The sequence below is a fragment of the Streptomyces sp. NPDC005202 genome (assembly GCF_040608235.1).
Classification (GTDB): domain Bacteria; phylum Actinomycetota; class Actinomycetes; order Streptomycetales; family Streptomycetaceae; genus Streptomyces.
In genome coordinates this window covers 203,258-222,219 of sequence record NZ_JBEXHW010000008.1, presented here as the reverse complement: position 1 = coordinate 222,219, position 18,962 = coordinate 203,258, and the positions used below count along the sequence as shown (strand labels likewise).

Here is an 18,962-nt window from a genome sequence, read left to right as displayed (position 1 = left end):
GCAGGGTGTCGTCATGGACGAGCGTAGTCACGGGCTGAGTGGTGGAGACCTCACGCCAATGGACCGTCGCACTCGGGTCCTTCGGCTCTATCCGGGGTTCTCGTGAACCGTATCACAAACTATTTGATGAGGTCTTTACCTGGCGGGTGTGCTTGCTGTCACACATGAGAGCGACAGTGCCCGTCTGCGTAGAAACACGGCCATCTTGTCTGGTATTGGGGAGATTTGCACCCCCACGAGTTGGCAACGCTTTAGTCAGATTCTTACCTTGGGTGTCAGCGCGACGTTCCCGCTTTGCGCCCATCCAGGAGACGCGAACGGGGGCCGGTCGCAGTCGCTCCATTGACTCCCGTCACACCGGCCACGAGTGCCGCAGGGGGCTCTTGGGTCTCGTCGGCCTCGCGTGCCCCCGTCGCCGCGGACGAAACGGCCGCCGGCGTCGAGGCGTCCGGCGCCGCGGCCCGGCGACGGCGGCGGTAGCGCGGCGGCACGAACTGCTCGGCCCAGCGCGGGGCGCGCGGGGTGAAGCGCGGCAGCAGGAGCAGGACGAGCCCGATCGCGCTGAGGAACACGATGCCCAGCACGATCCACATGGACGCCGAGTTGACGGAGTAGGCGAGCGCGCCGAAGCCGATCAGCGCCGACCAGAAGTACATGATCAGCACGGCCCGGCTGTGCGAGTGGCCGATCTCCAGCAGCCGGTGGTGCAGATGCCCCCGGTCGGCGGCGAACGGCGACTGGCCGCGCCAGGTGCGTCGCACGATGGCCAGCACCAGGTCGGCGGCCGGGATCGCGATGATCGTCAGCGGCATCAGCAGCGGGATGTAGACCGGCACCATCTGGTGCACGGTGTTGCGCTCGGAGCCGGAGAACAGCTTCATCACGTCCGGGTCGACCTGCCCCGTGACGGAGATCGCGCCGGCCGCCAGCACCAGGCCGATGAGCATCGAGCCGGAGTCGCCCATGAAGATCCGCGCGGGATGCATGTTGTGCGGCAGGAAGCCCAGGCACATCCCCATCAGGACGGCCGCGAACAGGGTGGCCGGGGCGGCGGCCTCGATGCCGTACGAGTACCAGATCCGGTAGGTGTACATGAAGAACGCGGCTGCCGCGATGCACACCATGCCGGCGGCCAGGCCGTCCAGGCCGTCGACGAAGTTGACCGCGTTGATGGTGATGACGACCAGCGCCACCGTCAGCAGGGTGCCCTGCCACTGGGTCAGCGCGACCGTGCCGACGCCCGGCACCGGCAGCCACAGGATCGTCAGACCCTGCATGACCATCACGCCGGCGGCGATCATCTGGCCGCCCAGCTTGATCAGGGCGTCGATCTCGAACTTGTCGTCCAGCACGCCGATCAGCCAGATGAGCGCCGCTCCGGACAGCAGCGCCCGCGGTTCGTTGGACTTGGCGAAGACCCAGTTGAGGTTGGTGAGGTGGTCGGCGACCAACAGGCCCGCGCACAGGCCGAAGAACATCGCGATCCCGCCGAGCCGTGGAGTGGGTTCCCGGTGCACGTCGCGCGCCCGGATCTCCGGCATCGCCCCGGCCACGATCGCGAACTTGCGTACCGGCCCTGTCAGCAGATACGTCACCGCGGCCGTGACGCAGAGCGTCAGGAGGTATTCACGCACGGGCTTCCCCACAGGTCTCGCTGGCCATCTCAGCCCCACACCCTAGCGACGCAGGCATATGTATGGGGACTTCCGGGTAGCGACGATGGTTGCACGTGTGGCTGTGCACGACGCTGCGCCTACCCCGCCTCAGCCGGGATACGGCGGAAATCTACCCGTGAGCTCCCGCACGTCCTCACGCGCCCTCGGCCCGTCGACCTCGCCGCGCAGCACCTTCCCGAACAGCACGGCGATCCACTCCATCTCCTCCTGGCCCATGCCCTGCGTGGTCACCGCGGCCGTGCCCAGCCGCAGCCCGCGGGCGTCGGTGTGCGGCAGCGCGCAGCAGTCGAGGACCATCCCGGCGGCGGCGAGCCGCCCGCGTGCGGTACGCCCGTCGACGCCGAGCGGCGCCGGGTCGAGGGTGATCAGGTGGGTGTCGGTCCCGCCGGTGGTGACGACCAGGCCCTCGGCAGCCAGCCGGGCGGCCAGTACCCTGGCATTGGCGACCACCTGAAGGGCGTATGCACGGAACGCCGGCGTAGCCGCCTCGCCGAACGCGACGGCCTTGGCGGCGATGGTGTGCATCTGCGCGCCGCCCTGGGTGAAGGGGAAAACGGCGCGGTCGACGCGCTCGGCCAGCTCGCTCCCGCACAGGATCATCCCGCCGCGCGGCCCGCGCAGAACCTTGTGGGTGGTGGCGCACACCACGTCGGCGTACGGCACCGGACTGGGCGCCGCTCTCCCGGCGACGAGCCCGATGGGGTGCGCGGCGTCCGCGATGAGGTACGCGCCGACCTCGTCGGCGACCGCGCGGAAGAAGGCGTAGTCGATGTGGCGCGGATAGGCGATGGAACCGCACACGATCGCCTTGGGCCGGTACGTACGGGCCAGGGTGCGCACCTGGTCGCGGTCGACGAGCCCGGTCTCGGCGTCGACCCCGTACCCGACGAAGTCGAACCAGCGGCCGGAGAAGTTCGCGGGCGAGCCGTGCGTGAGGTGACCGCCGTAGGGCAGGCCAAGGGCGAGCACGGTGTCGCCCGGGCGCAGCAGCGCCGCGTACGCGGCGAGGACCGCCGAAGAACCCGAGTGGGACTGGACGTTGGCGTGCCCGGCGCCGAACAGCCGCTGCGCCCGTTCCACGGCGAGGCGTTCGGCGACGTCGACGACTTCGCAGCCGCCGTGGTGCCGGGCGCCCGGATACCCCTCGGCGTACTTGTTGGCGAGCGGCGAGCCGAGCGCGGCGAGCACCGCCGGGGAGGTGAAGTTCTCGGCCGCGATCAGCTGCAGCGTCGTCGACTGCCGGTCGAGCTCCCCGAGCAGGATGTCGGCCAGTTCGGGGTCCTGCCGTCGCAGGACATCGGCCTCGAGGGCGGGGATGACCGGCATGGTGGGCTCCGGGCGGTCGACGGTGACGTACGTCCAATGTAGGCCCGGGGCCCGTGGGACGCGCGGTTGTCACGTCCTTGCGGGTACGCCGGTGAGCGCCGTGACGACGGGGTCCAGCGCCTGGTGTATCTCGTCCCCGATCGACCGGAAGAACGTCAGCGGCGCCCCGTACGGGTCGTACACCTCGTCGGCCTCGGCGGTCGGCGCCAGCAGCCACCCGCGTAGAGCGGCGGCCGCACGGACCAGGGCACGGGCGCGGGCGACCACGCCGTCCTCCAGCGGCGGCAGCGTCGCCGGGTCTATCGCCTTCACCAGACGGGTGAACTCCTTGAGCGTGAAGGTACGCAGGCCCGCCGAATGGCCCATGGAGATGACCTGGGCACGGTGGTCGCGGGTCGCGGTGAGCACCAGGTCGGCGCGGATCACGTGCTCGTCCAGCAGTTCCCGGCCGACGAAGCCGGAGGCGTCCGCGCCGAAGTCGGCCAGCACGGTCTCCGCGTTGGCCTCCATGGGCGCGCCCTCGTGGCCCCAGGTGCCCGCGCTCTCCACGATCAGCCCGCCCCACAGGGGGTCGCCGAGCCGGTCTGCCAGGAAATGGCGGGTCAGCCGCTCGGTGATCGGCGAGCGGCACACGTTGCCGGTGCTGACGTGGAGGATGCGGAAGGTGTCGCGGGGAAGGCCCGGTTGTACCGGGCTCCCCGTCTCGTCCCCGTCGCCTATGCCACGCCCCGCGTCAGGGGCCGTCAATTCGCCACCTCGAGGTCGGGTACGACCTTCCGCAGCTCCTCCGGCGACAGGGCGCCCTCACGCAGCAGCACGGGCACCTTGCCGGTGACGTCGACGATGGACGACGGGACGTTTCCGGGGGTCGGGCCGCCGTCCAGGTAGACGGAGACGGAGTCGCCGAGCATCTCCTGCGCGGCGTCGCAGGTCTCCGGCGCGGGGTGGCCGGTGAGGTTCGCGGAGGAGACGGCCATCGGGCCGACCTCCGTCAGCAGTTCGATGGCAACCGGGTGCAGCGGCATGCGCACGGCGACCGTGCCGCGGGTGTCCCCGAGGTCCCACTGGAGGGACGGCTGGTGCCGGGCGACCAGCGTCAGGGCGCCCGGCCAGAAGGCGTCGACGAGTTCCCAGGCCATCTCGGAGAAGTCCGTGACGAGGCCGTGCAGGGTGTTCGGGGAGCCGATGAGGACGGGCGTGGGCATGTTGCGGCCCCGGCCCTTGGCCTCGAGCAGGTCGGCCACGGCCTCCGAGGAGAACGCGTCGGCGCCGATGCCGTACACGGTGTCGGTCGGCAGCACCACGAGTTCGCCACGGCGGACGGCGGAGGCGGCCTCGCGCAGACCCGTCGCGCGGTCGGTCGCGTCGTTGGTGTCGTATCGCCGTGCCATTGTCAGCGGGCCTCCTCGTACACGTACTGCTGGCTTGAAGTCCTGGTGGGGGTCACGGCAACGCCTTGCGGGCGGTGGCGAACCGCGGCCGGTTGTTGAGGTCGGGGTGGTCGGCCGCGTCGGCCCAGCCCCGTTCCTCGGCGAAGATCCACGGCACCTGGCCGCCCTGGGTGTCCGCGTGCTCGATGACGACGACGCCGCCGGGACGCAGCAGCCGGTGCGCGGTGCGCTCCAGGCCGCGGATCAGGTCCAGGCCGTCCTCACCGGAGAACAGCGCCATCTCGGGGTCGTAGTCACGGGCCTCCGGAGCGACGTACTCCCATTCGGTGAGCGGGATGTACGGCGGGTTGGAGATGACGAGGTCGACCTGGCCGTCTAGGTCCGGGAAGGCGGTCAGGGCGTCGCCCTGGCGCAGGTCGACCCGGGACCCCTCCATGTTCTTGCGGGTCCACCGCAGCGCCTCCTCGGACAGCTCCACGGCGTGCACGCGGGAGCGCGGCACCTCCTGCGCGAGCGCGAGCGCGATGGCGCCCGAGCCGGTGCACAGGTCGACGACGCACGGCTCGACGACGTCCATGGCGCGTACGGCGTCTATGGCCCAGCCGACCACGGACTCGGTCTCGGGGCGCGGGACGAACACACCGGGGCCGACCTGGAGCTCCAGGTACCGGAAGTAGGCCCGCCCGGTGATGTGCTGGAGCGGCTCGCGCTGCTCGCGGCGGGCGATCACCTCCCAGTAGCGGGCGTCGAAGTCCGCGTCCTTCACGGAGTGCAGCTCGCCCCGCTTCACGCCGTGCACGAACGCGGCGAGCTCCTCCGCGTCGTTGCGCGGCGAGGGCACGCCGGCGTCGGCCAGCCGCTGGGTGGCCTGGGCCACCTCCGCGAGCAGCAGGTTCACGCTGGTCCTCCGTGTGATACTCGTACGTGCCTTACGCGGCTGCGAGCTTGGCGGCCGAGTCCGCGTCGACGCAGGCCTGGATCACCGCGTCGAGGTCGCCGTCCAGGACCTGGTCCAAGTTGTACGCCTTGAAGCCGACGCGGTGGTCCGAGATGCGGTTCTCCGGGAAGTTGTAGGTGCGGATCTTCTCGGAGCGGTCGACGGTGCGGACCTGGCTGCGGCGGGCGTCGGCGGCCTCCTTCTCCGCCTCCTCCTGCGCCATGGCGAGCAGCCTGGAGCGCAGGATACGCATCGCCTGCTCCTTGTTCTGCAGTTGGCTCTTCTCGTTCTGGCAGGAGGCGACCACTCCGGTCGGAAGGTGCGTGATGCGCACCGCGGAGTCGGTCGTGTTGACGGACTGGCCGCCGGGGCCCGAGGACCGGTAGACGTCGATGCGGAGGTCGTTCGGGTTGATCTCGACGTCGACCTCTTCGGCTTCCGGCGTCACGAGGACACCGGCCGCGGAGGTGTGGATGCGGCCCTGGGACTCGGTGGCCGGCACGCGCTGCACGCGGTGCACGCCGCCCTCGTACTTCAGCCGGGCCCACACGCCCTGACCGGGCTCGACCTGCCCGCGGGCCTTCACCGCGACCTGGACGTCCTTGTAGCCGCCCAGCTCGGACTCGGTGGCGTCGATGATCTCGGTCTTCCAGCCGACGCGCTCGGCGTACCTGAGGTACATGCGCAGCAGGTCACCGGCGAACAGGGCGGACTCGTCGCCGCCCGCGCCCGCCTTGATCTCCAGGATGACGTCCTTGTCGTCGCTGGGGTCGCGCGGGACGAGCAGCAGACGGAGCTTCTCGGTCAACGCCTCGCGCTGCTTCTCCAGCTCCTTGAGCTCGGCGGCGAAGTCCGGGTCGTCGGCGGCCAGTTCACGCGCGGTCTCGATGTCGTCGCCCGTCTGCTTCCAGGAGCGGTACGTGGCGACGATCGGGGTGAGCTCGGCGTAACGCTTGTTCAGCTTGCGCGCGTTGGCCTGGTCGGTGTGGACCGACGGGTCGGCGAGCTTCTTCTCCAGGTCGGCGTGCTCGGCGACGAGTTCCTCGACGGCCTCGAACATCATGGGCTCCTGATACTGCGGGGGAAGGGAAGGCGGGCGACCAAAAACGCCGGTCCCGGCGTACCCCTCGAGGGGCACGGCCGTGGACCGGCGAGAAGGGGCTCGCTACTTCTTGGAGCCGGCAGCAGCCTTGCCGAAGCGAGCCTCGAAGCGGGCCACTCGGCCACCGGTGTCGAGGATCTTCTGCTTGCCCGTGTAGAACGGGTGGCACTCGGAGCAGACCTCGGCCCGGATGGTGCCGGACTCGATGGTGCTGCGGGTGGTGAACGACGCGCCGCAGGTGCAGCTGACCTGCGTCTCGACGTACTCGGGGTGGATGTCGCGCTTCAAGGTGTCTCCTAGTTTCGGGGAGGGCGCCGGGTCGCAGCCACGGGATGCGGAAGCGTGAACCGGAGCCGACGTACCAGTCTGCCAGGACTGGCCACATCCCCCAAAACCGGGGGGCGGGGCGATCTATTCCCAACGGCCGGCAGGGGGCGTACGACCGCTCCGTACGACGCTCCTACGACCGCTCGTACGAGCTCCTGCGACCGCTCGCGCCGCCGCTGGTGCGACCCGCCTACGACGAGATCACGACGCCCTTCGCCTCGCCGGTGGCCGTGCCCTTCGTGGCGCTCGCCGGGATCGGCCGGTCGTTCTTGAGGGCGTCCCACACGAGCTTCGCCTTGGCCTGCGCGACCACGACCCGGTTGGCGTTGGCGCTGTCGTACCGCACCGGCATCGTGACCATGTTCATGTGCGACGAGCTGATGCCCTTCAGGCCGTCGGCGAAGGACATCAGGGAGTTCACCGAGCCGAGGTCGGAGTCGGTGGTGACGGCCTTGGTCGCGGTGTCGGCGAGGTCGTAGAGCTTCTTGGGGTTGGTGAACAGGCCGATGTGCCTGACCTGGTTGACCAGCGCCTTGATGAAGGCCTGCTGGAGCTGGATGCGGCCGAGGTCGGAGCCGTCGCCGACGCCGTGCCGGGTGCGGACCAGGCCGAGGGACTGCTTGCCGTTCAGCGTGTGCGTGCCGGCCTTCAGCTTCAGGTGGCTGTCGGGGTCGTCGATGTTCTTGGTCGTGGTGACCTGGACACCGCCGAGCTCGTCGATGAGCTTCTCGAAGCCGCTGAAGTCGACCTCCAGGTAGTGGTCCATGCGGATGCCGGTCATGGACTCGACGGTCTTCACGGCGCAGGCGGCGCCGCCGGTGGTGTACGCCGAGTTGAACATCACGTCGTGCGCGGCGGGCTGTGTGCCGCCCTTGGTGTCGGTGCACGCGGGGCGGTCGATGAGGGTGTCGCGCGGGATGGAGACCACGCTGGCCTTCTTGTGGCCCGCGTAGACGTGCACGATCATCGCCGTGTCGGAGCGGGCGCTGCCGTCGTCGGCGCCGCCGCCCAGCTTCTTGTTGCTGCCGGAGCGGGTGTCGGAGCCCAGGACGAGGATGTTCTCTGAGCCGTTGCCGACCTTGGTGGGCCGGTCACCGCCCAGGGCCTGGTTGATGTCGACCGTCTTGAGGTTGTTGTTGAGCTTGAAGTACAGGTAGCCGGCGCCGGTGCCGCCGAGCACGACGATCCCCGCGGCGGTCCAGGCCATGACCGTCAGAGCCTTGCGGCGCCCCCCGGTGGGGGGCTTGCGGCGGCGGCCCTTGGCACGGCGGCGGGGGGTCGTGATGCCGGTCTCTCCCCGTATGACGGGATCCGGCGTGCTCTCGGCAGACATGCGCTCCTCAGCTCTCGTATGCGGTCGGTTACCCCCTGCTTCAGGGTCAGCCCCGGTCTGTTGAGCCCGTACCGCACCATCGTCGCTCTGTACGGTCAGACGGGGGAACTCGACACAGGGTTGCACAGCGCACTGTGCCCGCCACGTGCAGCGATGGGCACGCTGTGTAGTTGTGTCAACCATCGCGACCGCACTCACCTGCGGTTTCGACCGACGAGGGCGTACCGCTCGGCATCGGTACCGAACGCGTTGCTTGTGGCAAAGGTCTCGCCTGATCCCGCCGAGGGGTGGCCGTACGCCAAAGGGCCGCCCCCGTGACGGGAGCGGCCCTTGCAGCTGATACGCAGGATGAAGCGCGTGCCTCAGTCGCCGTTGCCCGGCATCGGGGTCGTCTTCTGGATCTGCATCAGGAACTCGATGTTCGACTTCGTCTGCTTCATCTTGTCGAGGAGCAGCTCGATCGCCTGCTGCTGGTCGAGGGCGTGCAGCACCCGGCGCAGCTTCCAGACGACGCCCAGCTCCTCGGCGCCGAGCAGGATCTCTTCCTTGCGGGTGCCGGACGCGTCGACGTCCACCGCCGGGAAGATGCGCTTGTCGGCGAGCTTCCGGTCGAGCTTGAGCTCCATGTTGCCGGTGCCCTTGAACTCCTCGAAGATCACCTCGTCCATGCGGGACCCGGTGTCCACCAGGGCGGTGGCGAGGATGGTCAGCGAGCCGCCGTCCTCGATGTTGCGGGCCGCACCGAAGAAGCGCTTCGGCGGGTAGAGGGCGGTGGAGTCGACACCACCGGACAGGATGCGGCCGGAGGCCGGGGCGGCGAGGTTGTACGCACGGCCCAGACGCGTGATCGAGTCCAGCAGGACGACGACGTCGTGGCCCAGCTCCACCAGGCGCTTGGCGCGCTCGATGGCGAGCTCGGCGACCGTGGTGTGGTCCTCGGCCGGGCGGTCGAAGGTCGAGGAGATGACCTCGCCCTTGACCGACCGCTGCATGTCGGTGACCTCTTCCGGACGCTCGTCGACGAGGACGACCATCAGGTGGCACTCGGGGTTGTTGTGGGTGATCGCGTTGGCGACCGCCTGCATGATCATGGTCTTGCCGGTCTTCGGCGGGGCCACGATCAGACCGCGCTGACCCTTGCCGATGGGCGAGACCAGGTCGATGATGCGGGTGGTCAGCACGCCCGGGTCCGTCTCCAGGCGGAGGCGGTCCTGCGGGTACAGCGGGGTCAGCTTGTTGAACTCCGGGCGGCCGCGGCCGTGTTCGGGCGCCATGCCGTTGACGGAGTCGAGGCGGACCAGCGCGTTGAACTTCTCGCGCCGCTCGCCCTCCTTGGGCTGGCGGACCGCGCCGGTGATGTGGTCGCCCTTGCGCAGACCGTTCTTGCGGACCTGGGCGAGGGAGACGTACACGTCGTTCGGACCCGGCAGGTAGCCCGACGTACGGATGAAGGCGTAGTTGTCGAGGATGTCGAGAATGCCCGCGACCGGGATCAGGACGTCGTCCTCGGTGATCTGCGGCTCGGAGACGTCGTCGCGGCCACGGCGGCCCCGGCGGTCGCGGTAGCGGCCGCGACGGCCCCGGCGGCCGCCCTCGAAGTCGTCGTCGTCCTGCGGGGCGTTGCTGCGGTCCTGACGGCCGCCGCCCTGCTGCTGGGTCTGCTGGCGGTTCTGGCCGCCCTGGTTCTGCTGCTGGTCGTCGCCCTTGCGGCGGTCGCGGTCCCGGTCACGGTCCCGGCCGCGCTCGCGGCGGTCGCGGCGGCGGCCCTCGCCGCCGTCACCGGCGTCGCCCTTGGCCTCGCCCTGCGACTGCTGCTGCGGCTGTGCGGGCGTCTCGGCCTTCGGCTCGCTCTTCTCCTCGGCTGCGACGGTCTCGGGGCTGCCCGCCGGGGCGCCCGCCTCGGCGGTGGCCCGACGTCGGCGGCGCTCGGCGGGGGCGTCGTCACTGGCCGGCTGGCCGGGGATCTCGATCTGCTGCTGGGCCACGGCCTGCTCGGCGGGGGCCTCGGCCGCCTTCTTCTCCGCGGCGGCGCCGCCCTCGCCCGTACGCGCCCGGGAGGTGGTGCGGCGCTTCGGCTTGGTCTCGGTGGCATCCCCGGCGGGAGCTGCGTCCTTGGCGGCGGGGGTTCCCCCGTTGGCTTGCGCCTCCTTGATGACCTCGATCAGCTGGCTCTTGCGCATGCGCGCGGTGCCCCTGATGCCAAGGCCGGATGCGACCTGCTGCAGCTCGGCCAGCACCATGCCCTCGAGGCCGGTACCGCGGCGCCGCCGGGAGCCGGCACCGGTGGCAGGCGCGGAGGCGTCCGTGGCGGGCGCGGCAGCGGTCTCCTCGACACGTGCGCCCATCAGATCGGTGGTGTCGCTCACGAAGGGTCCTTCCCTGGAGCGGACGTCGGCCTGTCTGGCTCGGCGACCGGTTGTGCTGTCCGGCTTCGGTCCCTGATGTGTGGACCGAGCCGGGGCGGTGGTCCGCCAAAGCGGCGGAAGAGATATCTGGTGATGGCGCTACCTCGAGCCGTGGCACCCAGTGTCACGTGGCGTGGTCGCACCGATTCCGGATCATGCCCGGCGGCCTGCTCAATGTCCGCGTACGACGTACTGCCCAAGTACGGCGTACACCACACAGTGCGGCTTGGGGGGCTCCCGGAAGAATGTCTGTCCCGGACGGGGACACGAAGCACCTCGCCATGGTGGGGCCGGGTGCTGACTAGAGATTAACACTACCGGATCCAACAAACATTCCCCCTCTCCAAATCCGGCAAGCGCACGTTTTTAATCAACACTGGAGGCCGCAAGCGGCAGCAGGCTCGCTCCCTGCAGGTCGAGGCTCAGCCGGTTGGCGGCCCAGTCCGCGCCCGCCAGCTGTTCCACCTTGTCGGCGGTGCCCGCGTCGGCCAGCGCCATGACCGTGGGGCCGGCGCCGGAGATCACCGCCGCGATGCCGTCGGCCCGCAGCCGCTCCACCAGCGCTGCGCTCTCCGGCATGGCCGGGGCGCGGTACTCCTGGTGGAGGCGGTCCTCGGTGGCCGGCAGCAGCAACTCGGGGCGCCGGGTGAGGGCCTCGACGAGCAGGGCGGCGCGGCCCGCGTTGACGGCGGCGTCGACGTGCGGCACGGTGCGCGGCAGCAGACCGCGCGCAGTCTCGGTCAGGACCGGCTTTCCGGGCACGAAAACCACCGGAACGATGGAATCGGAGGGCTCCATCCTGATGGCCCGGGCGGCGCCGGCCTCCATCCAGGACAGGGTGAAACCACCCATCAGACAGGCCGCAACGTTGTCCGGGTGGCCCTCGATCTCGGTGGCCAGCTCGAGCAGCGCCATGTCGTCGAGCTTGGCCTCGCCACCTATGGTCACGGCGCGGGCGGCGACGATGCCGGCGCAGATGGCGGCGGAGGAGGAGCCGAGGCCGCGGCCGTGCGGGATGCGGTTCGCGCAGACGATTTCCAGCCCGCGCGGCTGTCCGCCGAGGGCGTCGAAGGCGGTGCGCAGGGAGCGTACGAGGAGGTGGCTCTCGTCGCGCGGCAGCGTGTCGCTGCCCTCGCCCGCGATGTCGATGTGCAGCCCGGAGTCGGCCACCCGGACGACGACGTCGTCATAGAGCCCCAGCGCGAGGCCGAGGGCGTCGAAGCCCGGGCCGAGGTTGGCGCTGGTGGCGGGGACGCGCACCCGGACGGCGGCGGCGCGGAACGCTGGACCGGCCATCGCTCGATGACTCTCCTTGAGCTGCGTGATGGTCGAATGACAGGCGACAGGTACGTGAGGACCCTCAGGCCGCAAGGACGGCACGGCGCCGCGCGATATGCGAAGGCATATGCGGCGGGCGGGTTCAGTACAGCCTATCGAAGGAAGGTTCTGTGGCGACATAGGGCGCACAGGAGGCGCACGATGCGTGTCGTAAGCCCTCTGTGCACCCCTCCTAGGGAGTCCCCTGGTGAGGACGCCCCGGAACGTCGCAGGGTTGCGCGGTCAGGCGAGGCCCAGGCGCTCGGCCGCCGTCGCCGCGTCGACCGGGACGGTGACCGGTTGCGGGGCTCCGGCGACGGCCCAGTCGGGGTCCTTCAGGCCGTTGCCTGTGACGGTGCACACGATCCGCTGACCCGGGTCGACCTTGCCCTGCTCGGCGGCCTTCAGCAGGCCGGCGACGGACGCGGCGGACGCCGGCTCGACGAAGACGCCCTCCTGCGCGGCCAACAGCCGGTAGGCGCGCAGGATTTCACGGTCCGTCACCTCGTCGATGAAACCGCCGGACTCGTCCCGCGCCGCCAGGGCGTACGTCCAGGAGGCGGGGTTGCCGATGCGGATCGCGGTGGCGATGGTCGACGGGTCCTTGACGACCTCGCCGCGCACGATCGGGGCACTGCCGGAGGCCTGGAAGCCCCACATGCGAGGAGTCCGCAGGGCGACGCCGTCGGCGGCGTACTCCTTGTAGCCCTTCCAGTAGGCGGTGATGTTGCCCGCGTTGCCGACCGGCAGGACATGGATGTCGGGCGCGTCGCCGAGCATGTCGACGATTTCGAAGGAGGCCGTCTTCTGGCCCTCGATGCGCACCGGGTTGACCGAATTGACCAGCGCGACAGGGTAGTTGTCGCTCAGCGCGCGGGCGAGGGTGAGGCAGTCGTCGAAGTTGCCGTCGACCTGGAGGATCTTCGCGCCGTGCACGAGGGCCTGGCCCATCTTGCCGAGCGCGATCTTGCCCTGGGGCACGAGCACGGCCGACACCATGCCGGCCCGTACGGCGTACGCGGCGGCGGACGCGGACGTGTTGCCGGTGGAGGCGCAGATGACCGCCTTCGCGCCCTCCTCCTTGGCCTTGGAGATGGCCACGGTCATGCCGCGGTCCTTGAAGGACCCGGTCGGGTTCGCACCCTCGACCTTCAGGTGGACCTCGCAGCCGGTGCGCTCGGAGAGCACCTGCGCGGGCACGAGGGGCGTACCGCCCTCACGGAGCGTCACGACCGGTGTGCTGTCGGACACCGGCAGCCGGTCCCGGTACTCCTCGATGATTCCGCGCCACTGGTGGGTCATTGCTGGTTACTCTCCTTCAACCCGCATGATGCTGGCGACACCCCGCACGGTGTCGAGGCTGCGCAGCGCCTCGACGGTCCCGCTCAGGGAGGCGTCGGACGCACGGTGGGTGACGACGACGAGGGAGGCCTCGCCGTCCTTGCCCTGCTGGCGAACAGTGTCGATCGAGACACCGTGCTCGGCGAACACGGTGGCCACCTGCGCGAGGACGCCCGGTTTGTCGGCGACGTCCAGGCTGATGTGGTAGCGCGTGACCACGTCGCCCATGGGCGAAACGGGCAGGGCCGCGTACGCGGACTCGCCTGGTCCGGTCGCGCCGCTGAGCCGGTTGCGGCACACGGCGACGAGATCGCCGAGCACGGCGGAGGCGGTGGGCGCGCCACCGGCGCCGGGCCCGTAGAACATGAGCTGCCCGGCGGCGTCGGACTCCACGAAGACGGCGTTGTACGCGCCGCGCACGGAAGCAAGCGGGTGGGTCAGCGGAATCATCGCGGGGTGCACGCGCGCGGTGACGGATCCGCCGTCCTGCGCCCGCTCGCAGATGGCGAGCAGCTTGATGGTGCAGCCCATCTCCTTGGCGGAGGCGAAGTCGGCGGCGGTGACCTCGGTCATGCCCTCGCGGTAGACGTCGTCGAGCCGTACGCGCGTGTGGAAGGCCATGCCGGCGAGGATGGCGGCCTTGGCGGCGGCGTCGAAGCCCTCGACGTCGGCGGTGGGGTCGGCCTCCGCGTACCCCAGGGCGGTGGCCTCGTCGAGGGCCTCCTGGTAGCCCGCCCCCGTGGAGTCCATCTTGTCGAGGATGAAGTTGGTCGTGCCGTTGACGATGCCGAGCACCCGGTTGACCTTGTCGCCGGCGAGCGACTCGCGCAGCGGACGGATCAGCGGGATGGCACCGGCGACGGCGGCCTCGTAGTAGAGGTCCTTGTCGTTCTCCTCCGCCGCCGCGTGCAGGGCGGCGCCGTCCTGGGCGAGGAGGGCCTTGTTGGCGGAGACGACGGAGGCGCCGTGCTCGAAGGCGGTGGTGATGAGCGTACGGGCGGGCTCGATCCCGCCGATGACCTCGACGACCACGTCGATGTCGCCACGTTTGACGAGTGCGGTGGCGTCGGTGGTGATGAGCTCGGCCGGGATGCCCTCCCGCACCTTGGAGGGCCGCCGTACGGCCACCCCCGCGAGCTCCACGGGGGCGCCGATCCGGGCGGCGAGGTCGTCGGCGTGCGTCGTCATGATGCGCGCCACCTCTGAGCCGACAACCCCACAGCCCAGCAGCGCCACCTTCAGCGGACGCGTACGCATCATCCGACCTCGTTTCCTCATACCGTCTACGGTTCGACCAGTCTCACTCACCGGACGGGAGTTTCTATCCTTTGTCCGGATCGTGAGACGTTTATTTCATTTTCGCCGGGCCGGAAGACAGGAGATCTTCCGCCACTGTCCACATGCCGTCATCCGACGTCGAGGCGCAGGAGGTCCTCCTCCGTCTCGCGGCGGACGATCACGCGGGCCGCCCCGTTGCTGACGGCGACGACCGGCGGGCGCAGCACGTGGTTGTAATTGCTCGCCATGGAACGGCAGTACGCACCGGTGGCGGGAACCGCGATCAGGTCACCAGGCGCCAGGTCGGCCGGGAGGAAGGCGTCCTTGACCACGATGTCGCCGCTCTCGCAGTGCTTGCCGACGACGCGGACGAGCATGGGCTCGGCGTCGGACGTACGCGACGCCAGGGCCACGCTGTACTCGGCGTCGTAGAGCGCGGTGCGGATGTTGTCGGACATGCCGCCGTCGACGGAGACGTACGTGCGCAGCCCGTCCAGGGGCTTGATGGTGCCGACCTCGTAGAGCGTGAAGGCGGTCGGCCCGACGATGGCGCGCCCGGGCTCGACGGAAATACGAGGCGTACGCAGCCGGGCGGCGTCGCACTCGCGGCTGACGATCTCGGTGAGGGCCTTGGCGATCTCGTGGGGCTCACGGGGGTCGTCGTCACTGGTGTAGGCGATGCCGAGCCCGCCGCCGAGGTCGATCTCGGGCAGCTCGACGCCGTGCTCGTCACGGATGTCCCTGAGCAGCCCCACGACCCGGTGCGCGGCCACCTCGAAGCCGGACATGTCGAAGATCTGCGACCCGATGTGGCTGTGGATGCCGATGAGTTCGAGCCCGTCGAGCTGCAGGGCCCGCCGTACGGCCTCGGCGGCCTGCCCGTCGGCGAGCGGAATGCCGAACTTCTGGTCCTCGTGGGCCGTGGCGATGAACTCGTGGGTGTGCGCCTCGACGCCGACCGTGACCCGGATCTGCACACGCTGCCGCCTGCCGAGGGACTGGGCGATGTGCGCGACGCGGACGATCTCCTGGAAGGAATCGAGGACGATGCGCCCGACACCGGCCTCGACGGCGCGGTGGATCTCTTCCGTGGACTTGTTGTTGCCGTGGAAGGCGATGCGGTCGGCGGGCATGCCGGCGGACAGCGCGGTGGCGAGCTCGCCGCCGGAGCAGACGTCGAGGTTGAGCCCCTCTTCGTCGAGCCAGCGCACGACGGCACGGGAGAGGAAGGCCTTGCCGGCGTAGAAGACGTCGGCGTCGTGCCCGAAGGCGGTACGCCAGGCACGCGCCCGCGCACGGAAGTCGGTCTCGTCGAGCACGTAGGCGGGGGTGCCGAACTCCTCGGCGAGCCGCGTGACCGGGATCCCGCCGACGCTGACGACACCGTCGTCAGTACGCGTGACGGTCTGGGCCCAGACCTTCGGGTCGAGGGCGTTGAGGTCGGCGGGCGGGGCGGAGTAGTGCCCCTCGGGCAGGACATCGGCGTGACGGGGCCCGGCAGGGTGTGCGGAACGGCTCATGACTTCTCGTGGGCTCTCTCAGAGGTGATCGGGTGCGTCGATGCCGAGCAGGGACAGGCCGCCGGCCAGCACCGTCCCGGCGGCTTCGGCGAGAGCGAGCCGGGCGCGGTGGGCGGCCGAGGGTTTCTCCGCACCGCGCGGGAGCACGGCGGGCAGAAGGGCGAGCACGGCATCGGCGACGGTGACGAGGTGCCGGGCGAGTCGATCGGGGGCACAGTGAGCTGCCGCCTGGGCCAGGACGCGGGGGTGGTCGGCGAGGGCGGTGAGGAGAGGGGTGGCGGTTTGGTGGGCGGGTTCTTGGGCGGGGGCGGGGGCGTGGGCGGGTGCGGGTAGGGCTTCGTGGGCGGCTGCGGGTACGGCTTCGGCTTCGTGAAGGGCTTCCGGTACGGCCACGTGTACGGCTTGCAGGTCGCCCGGCTCGGCGGAGAAACCGAGGTCGGCGGCGTTGCGGGCGAGGGCCCGGGTGCGGGCGTGGGCGTAGCGGACGCGGAAGAGGGGGTTGCTCTCGCGCTGGACGAGATGCTCGCCGGTGATGCGGGGCCGGTCGTGGGCGGCGGGGTGGAGCAGCGCCCAGCGGGCGGCGTCCCGGCCGAGCGGGAGGGGGTCGGCCGGGGCGGGGACGGGCCGGACGTTGATGTCGAGGGGGGCCGGGGCACCGGGCCGGCCTGTGGCGTCGACCCGGGTTCCGAGCACGGCCTCCCACTCCGGCGGGGGCGGATCCTCGCAGCTGGTGCGGACGAAAGCACCCTGCGAGCGGAGCAGGCGGGCGACGACGTCCATGACGACGACAGCGCGGACTTCGCAGGGGCAGTGGAGCTGGAAGAGCTGCCCGGTGAGCTGCTCGGCGTACCCGTACCGCACTCCGCGCCGCAGGATCTCCTCGACGAGGCCGACGGACGCGGTGCCGCGCAGACTGATGTTGAGGAACCCGGGTCCGGTGATGGCGACGTCGGTGACGCCGTCCGCGCCCGCGAGATGCGACCGGAGGATCTCGGCGACGCGCAGGGGCGGCTGCCCCGCCGGGCGGGCGAGCTGGAGGGCGATGTTGGTGGCGTAGTCGCCACAGCCGCCGGGCCCCGGCACGGTGACCACGGCCCGCTCCGGCACGGCCACGCTCAGCTCCCCCGCGTCGACAGCACGGCGCACCGCGCGCAGCACGGTACGTGAGAGCTCGACGGGGGTCACGGGACAAGCGTAGGGGAGAAGGGGGGTGGGTAGGCGAGCCGGTTTGGCTGGGGGTCCGGGATGTGGACGGCGGGGTTGCTGGGCTGTGGAGGGGCTGCTGTGTACGGGCGGGGTGCTGGGGTGCGGAGGGGCTGGTGTGGACGGCGTGGTTGCTGCGCGCGGCGGGGCCGCTGTGGACGGCGTGGTTGCTGCGGCACGGCGGGGCCGCTGTGGGGGCGGGCTCAGCCGCCGGTACGCCCGGCCCGCTCGGCCTCTCCCGCACCAAGGGGACTCCCGAAGTCGCCCTCGTCACCTCCGCGAGCGGAGCCGCCCCGCCTGCTCTCGATCAACTCACGCACGAGCCGTACGAGTTCCGAGGGCTCGAAGGGCTTGGCGAGGAAGGCGTCGACCCCGACGTCGAGACCGGTCTCGATCTCGTACTGCGTACAAGCGCTGACGATGGCGAGAGGAAGATCACGAGTGCGGGGATCGGCACGAAGCCGCGCCGCCGTCCTGAGCCCGTCGAGCCGCGGCATGACGACGTCGAGGGTGACGACATCGGGCCGCACCCGATGCACGACATCCAGACACTCGGCACCATCGGCCGCGGTCACGACCTCGAGGCCCTCCAGCTCGAGATTGACCCTGATCAGCTGCCGGATGACCTTGTTGTCGTCCACAACAAGCACCCGGCCGGACGCGCCTGGCACAACTCGAGAGTAGGTCCGGACCGGCCATCGCGTCCGGGTTTTCCCCACTTCCACCCCCCTGCGGGCGAGCCTTCCCCCTGTCCGCGGACGAGCTCGCCCTCGCCGCGGCACCCGGGAAAACGTTCATGACCACCCCGAAGGAGCTGGTAGTGTTCTACCCGTCGCCGCGCGAGACCGCGCCGGACACGCCCCCGTAGCTCAGGGGATAGAGCAACGGCCTCCGGAGCCGTGTGCGCAGGTTCGAATCCTGCCGGGGGCACCCTGTATGAGGTGCCCAAAGACCCCGCCATCAGCGCTTTAGCTGAGAACGGGGTCTTCGCGTATGTGCAGGCGTATGCAGCGCTGAGCGGCCCTAGGACAGGGTCTGTGGACTATTTGTGGACAGGATCTTGGAGCGTCTGCCCAGGTCAAAGCAGCTGCCTCCGGCGCGGACACAGCCCGGCGTGCCAGTCCCGCTCCAGGTCCGCTGCGTCGAATACTCTGCGCAGAAGTCCGACCTGGCGTCCTTGATATTGCGTGCACACAACGGACTGCCGCACGGCGGCGGCTCTTCACCTCGGCCCGGATGGCGCAGCCGCCGGATACAGGAAGGGATGTGGCATGAGGTCCCCAGGCGTGCACCTGCGGGAGATCACCGACGACAACCGGGATGCCGTTCGTGCTCTCCGCGTCCGACGTGACCAGAAGCAGTTCGTCGCCTCCGTGTCAAAGTCGCTCAAGGAGGCGACAAAGAAACCGGAGGCCAATCCCTGGTACCGCGCCGTGTACCGCGGCGACGAGCCAGTCGGCTTCGTGATGCTGTCGTGGAAGCCGCCCGCTGGTCCTTACAAAGGGCGACACTTCATCTGGCGCCTCCTCGTCGACAAACGGCACCAGGGGCGAGGGATCGGCCGAGAGGCGCTCAGGCAGATCGCCGCTCTGGTTCGCGCGGACGGCGCCACCGAGCTGCTGACCAGTTACGATCCCGGCGACGGCGAACCCTGGCCCTTCTACCAAAAGTTCGGGTTCGAGCCCACCGGGGAGATCGACGACGGCGAGATCGTTCTACGGCTCATCTTCCCCGCTCAGTGAGCCCGTACGGGAAGCCGCAGACGGTTTTCCGGTGGTCACATGACCAAGAATCTGGTCGGCACCT

Annotated in this window: 16 protein-coding genes and 1 tRNA gene; 2 read left to right on the top strand and 15 right to left on the bottom strand. The window is 70.2% G+C overall.

Features of this window, described 5'->3' with window-relative positions:
* Positions 1–275 precede the first annotated feature (275 nt).
* From ABZV31_RS16025 to ABZV31_RS15955, 15 genes are all read right to left on the bottom strand, one after another.
* Positions 276–1,634, bottom strand: coding sequence for an MraY family glycosyltransferase (locus tag ABZV31_RS16025; RefSeq protein ID WP_355893582.1), 1,359 nt, complete (start codon positions 1,632–1,634; stop codon positions 276–278).
* A gap of 129 nt (positions 1,635–1,763) precedes the next feature.
* Positions 1,764–3,002, bottom strand: coding sequence for a serine hydroxymethyltransferase (gene glyA, locus ABZV31_RS16020; RefSeq protein ID WP_355893579.1), 1,239 nt, complete (start codon positions 3,000–3,002; stop codon positions 1,764–1,766).
* 69 nt (positions 3,003–3,071) lie between these two features.
* Positions 3,072–3,749, bottom strand: a complete 678-nt coding sequence (locus ABZV31_RS16015; protein WP_355893576.1) for a protein-tyrosine-phosphatase — start codon at positions 3,747–3,749, stop codon at positions 3,072–3,074.
* Entirely contained in the window at positions 3,746–4,393 is a 648-nt protein-coding gene (locus tag ABZV31_RS16010; protein WP_355893573.1) for an L-threonylcarbamoyladenylate synthase, read from the bottom strand. Before ABZV31_RS16010 ends, ABZV31_RS16015 begins: the two co-directional genes overlap by 4 nt.
* Positions 4,394–4,445: 52 nt before the next feature.
* The gene (gene prmC, locus ABZV31_RS16005; protein WP_355893570.1) at positions 4,446–5,291 is read right to left on the bottom strand and encodes a peptide chain release factor N(5)-glutamine methyltransferase; all 846 of its coding nucleotides are present in this window, start codon (positions 5,289–5,291) and stop codon (positions 4,446–4,448) included.
* A gap of 31 nt (positions 5,292–5,322) precedes the next feature.
* Positions 5,323–6,390 carry a peptide chain release factor 1 gene (gene prfA, locus ABZV31_RS16000; protein WP_355893631.1) on the bottom strand — a complete coding sequence of 356 codons (1,068 nt, stop codon included), beginning with the start codon at positions 6,388–6,390 and terminating at the stop codon, positions 5,323–5,325.
* A gap of 105 nt (positions 6,391–6,495) precedes the next feature.
* Positions 6,496–6,720, bottom strand: coding sequence for a 50S ribosomal protein L31 (gene rpmE / locus ABZV31_RS15995; protein ID WP_019326867.1), 225 nt, complete (start codon positions 6,718–6,720; stop codon positions 6,496–6,498).
* Between the two features lie 229 nt (positions 6,721–6,949).
* Positions 6,950–8,092 (bottom strand): LCP family protein, encoded by a 1,143-nt coding sequence (locus tag ABZV31_RS15990; protein WP_355893567.1) that lies wholly within the window; start codon positions 8,090–8,092, stop codon positions 6,950–6,952.
* 362 nt (positions 8,093–8,454) lie between these two features.
* The gene (gene rho, locus ABZV31_RS15985; RefSeq protein ID WP_355893564.1) at positions 8,455–10,458 is read right to left on the bottom strand and encodes a transcription termination factor Rho; all 2,004 of its coding nucleotides are present in this window, start codon (positions 10,456–10,458) and stop codon (positions 8,455–8,457) included.
* A 405-nt stretch (positions 10,459–10,863) separates the two neighbouring features.
* Positions 10,864–11,793, bottom strand: coding sequence for a homoserine kinase (thrB, locus tag ABZV31_RS15980; protein ID WP_355893562.1), 930 nt, complete (start codon positions 11,791–11,793; stop codon positions 10,864–10,866).
* Between the two features lie 264 nt (positions 11,794–12,057).
* Positions 12,058–13,116, bottom strand: a complete 1,059-nt coding sequence (thrC, locus tag ABZV31_RS15975) for a threonine synthase (protein WP_355893559.1) — start codon at positions 13,114–13,116, stop codon at positions 12,058–12,060.
* Between the two features lie 6 nt (positions 13,117–13,122).
* The gene (locus ABZV31_RS15970; RefSeq protein ID WP_355893556.1) at positions 13,123–14,415 is read right to left on the bottom strand and encodes a homoserine dehydrogenase; all 1,293 of its coding nucleotides are present in this window, start codon (positions 14,413–14,415) and stop codon (positions 13,123–13,125) included.
* A 146-nt stretch (positions 14,416–14,561) separates the two neighbouring features.
* Positions 14,562–15,953 (bottom strand): diaminopimelate decarboxylase, encoded by a 1,392-nt coding sequence (lysA, locus tag ABZV31_RS15965; RefSeq protein WP_355893553.1) that lies wholly within the window; start codon positions 15,951–15,953, stop codon positions 14,562–14,564.
* Between the two features lie 18 nt (positions 15,954–15,971).
* Positions 15,972–17,138 carry an ArgS-related anticodon-binding protein NrtL gene (gene nrtL, locus ABZV31_RS15960; RefSeq protein WP_355893551.1) on the bottom strand — a complete coding sequence of 389 codons (1,167 nt, stop codon included), beginning with the start codon at positions 17,136–17,138 and terminating at the stop codon, positions 15,972–15,974.
* Positions 17,139–17,359: 221 nt separating this feature from the next.
* Positions 17,360–17,875, bottom strand: a complete 516-nt coding sequence (locus tag ABZV31_RS15955; protein ID WP_355893548.1) for a response regulator — start codon at positions 17,873–17,875, stop codon at positions 17,360–17,362.
* Between the two features lie 139 nt (positions 17,876–18,014).
* Between ABZV31_RS15955 and ABZV31_RS15950 the strand changes: the two genes are divergently transcribed.
* A tRNA-Arg gene (locus tag ABZV31_RS15950) sits at positions 18,015–18,086 on the top strand.
* A gap of 341 nt (positions 18,087–18,427) precedes the next feature.
* The gene (locus ABZV31_RS15945; RefSeq protein WP_355893546.1) at positions 18,428–18,898 is read left to right on the top strand and encodes a GNAT family N-acetyltransferase; all 471 of its coding nucleotides are present in this window, start codon (positions 18,428–18,430) and stop codon (positions 18,896–18,898) included.
* The last annotated feature ends 64 nt before the right edge of the window (positions 18,899–18,962 follow it).

Coding starts and splice junctions, on each gene's coding strand:
- glyA (WP_355893579.1), bottom strand. CDS start 3,002: ATGCCGGTCATCCCCGCCCTCGAGGCCGATGTCCTGCGACGGCAGGAC.
- ABZV31_RS16010 (WP_355893573.1), bottom strand. CDS start 4,393: ATGGCACGGCGATACGACACCAACGACGCGACCGACCGCGCGACGGGT.
- prfA (WP_355893631.1), bottom strand. CDS start 6,390: ATGTTCGAGGCCGTCGAGGAACTCGTCGCCGAGCACGCCGACCTGGAG.
- ABZV31_RS15990 (WP_355893567.1), bottom strand. CDS start 8,092: ATGTCTGCCGAGAGCACGCCGGATCCCGTCATACGGGGAGAGACCGGC.
- thrB (WP_355893562.1), bottom strand. CDS start 11,793: ATGGCCGGTCCAGCGTTCCGCGCCGCCGCCGTCCGGGTGCGCGTCCCC.
- thrC (WP_355893559.1), bottom strand. CDS start 13,116: ATGACCCACCAGTGGCGCGGAATCATCGAGGAGTACCGGGACCGGCTG.
- ABZV31_RS15970 (WP_355893556.1), bottom strand. CDS start 14,415: ATGATGCGTACGCGTCCGCTGAAGGTGGCGCTGCTGGGCTGTGGGGTT.
- lysA (WP_355893553.1), bottom strand. CDS start 15,953: ATGAGCCGTTCCGCACACCCTGCCGGGCCCCGTCACGCCGATGTCCTG.
- ABZV31_RS15945 (WP_355893546.1), top strand. CDS start 18,428: ATGAGGTCCCCAGGCGTGCACCTGCGGGAGATCACCGACGACAACCGG.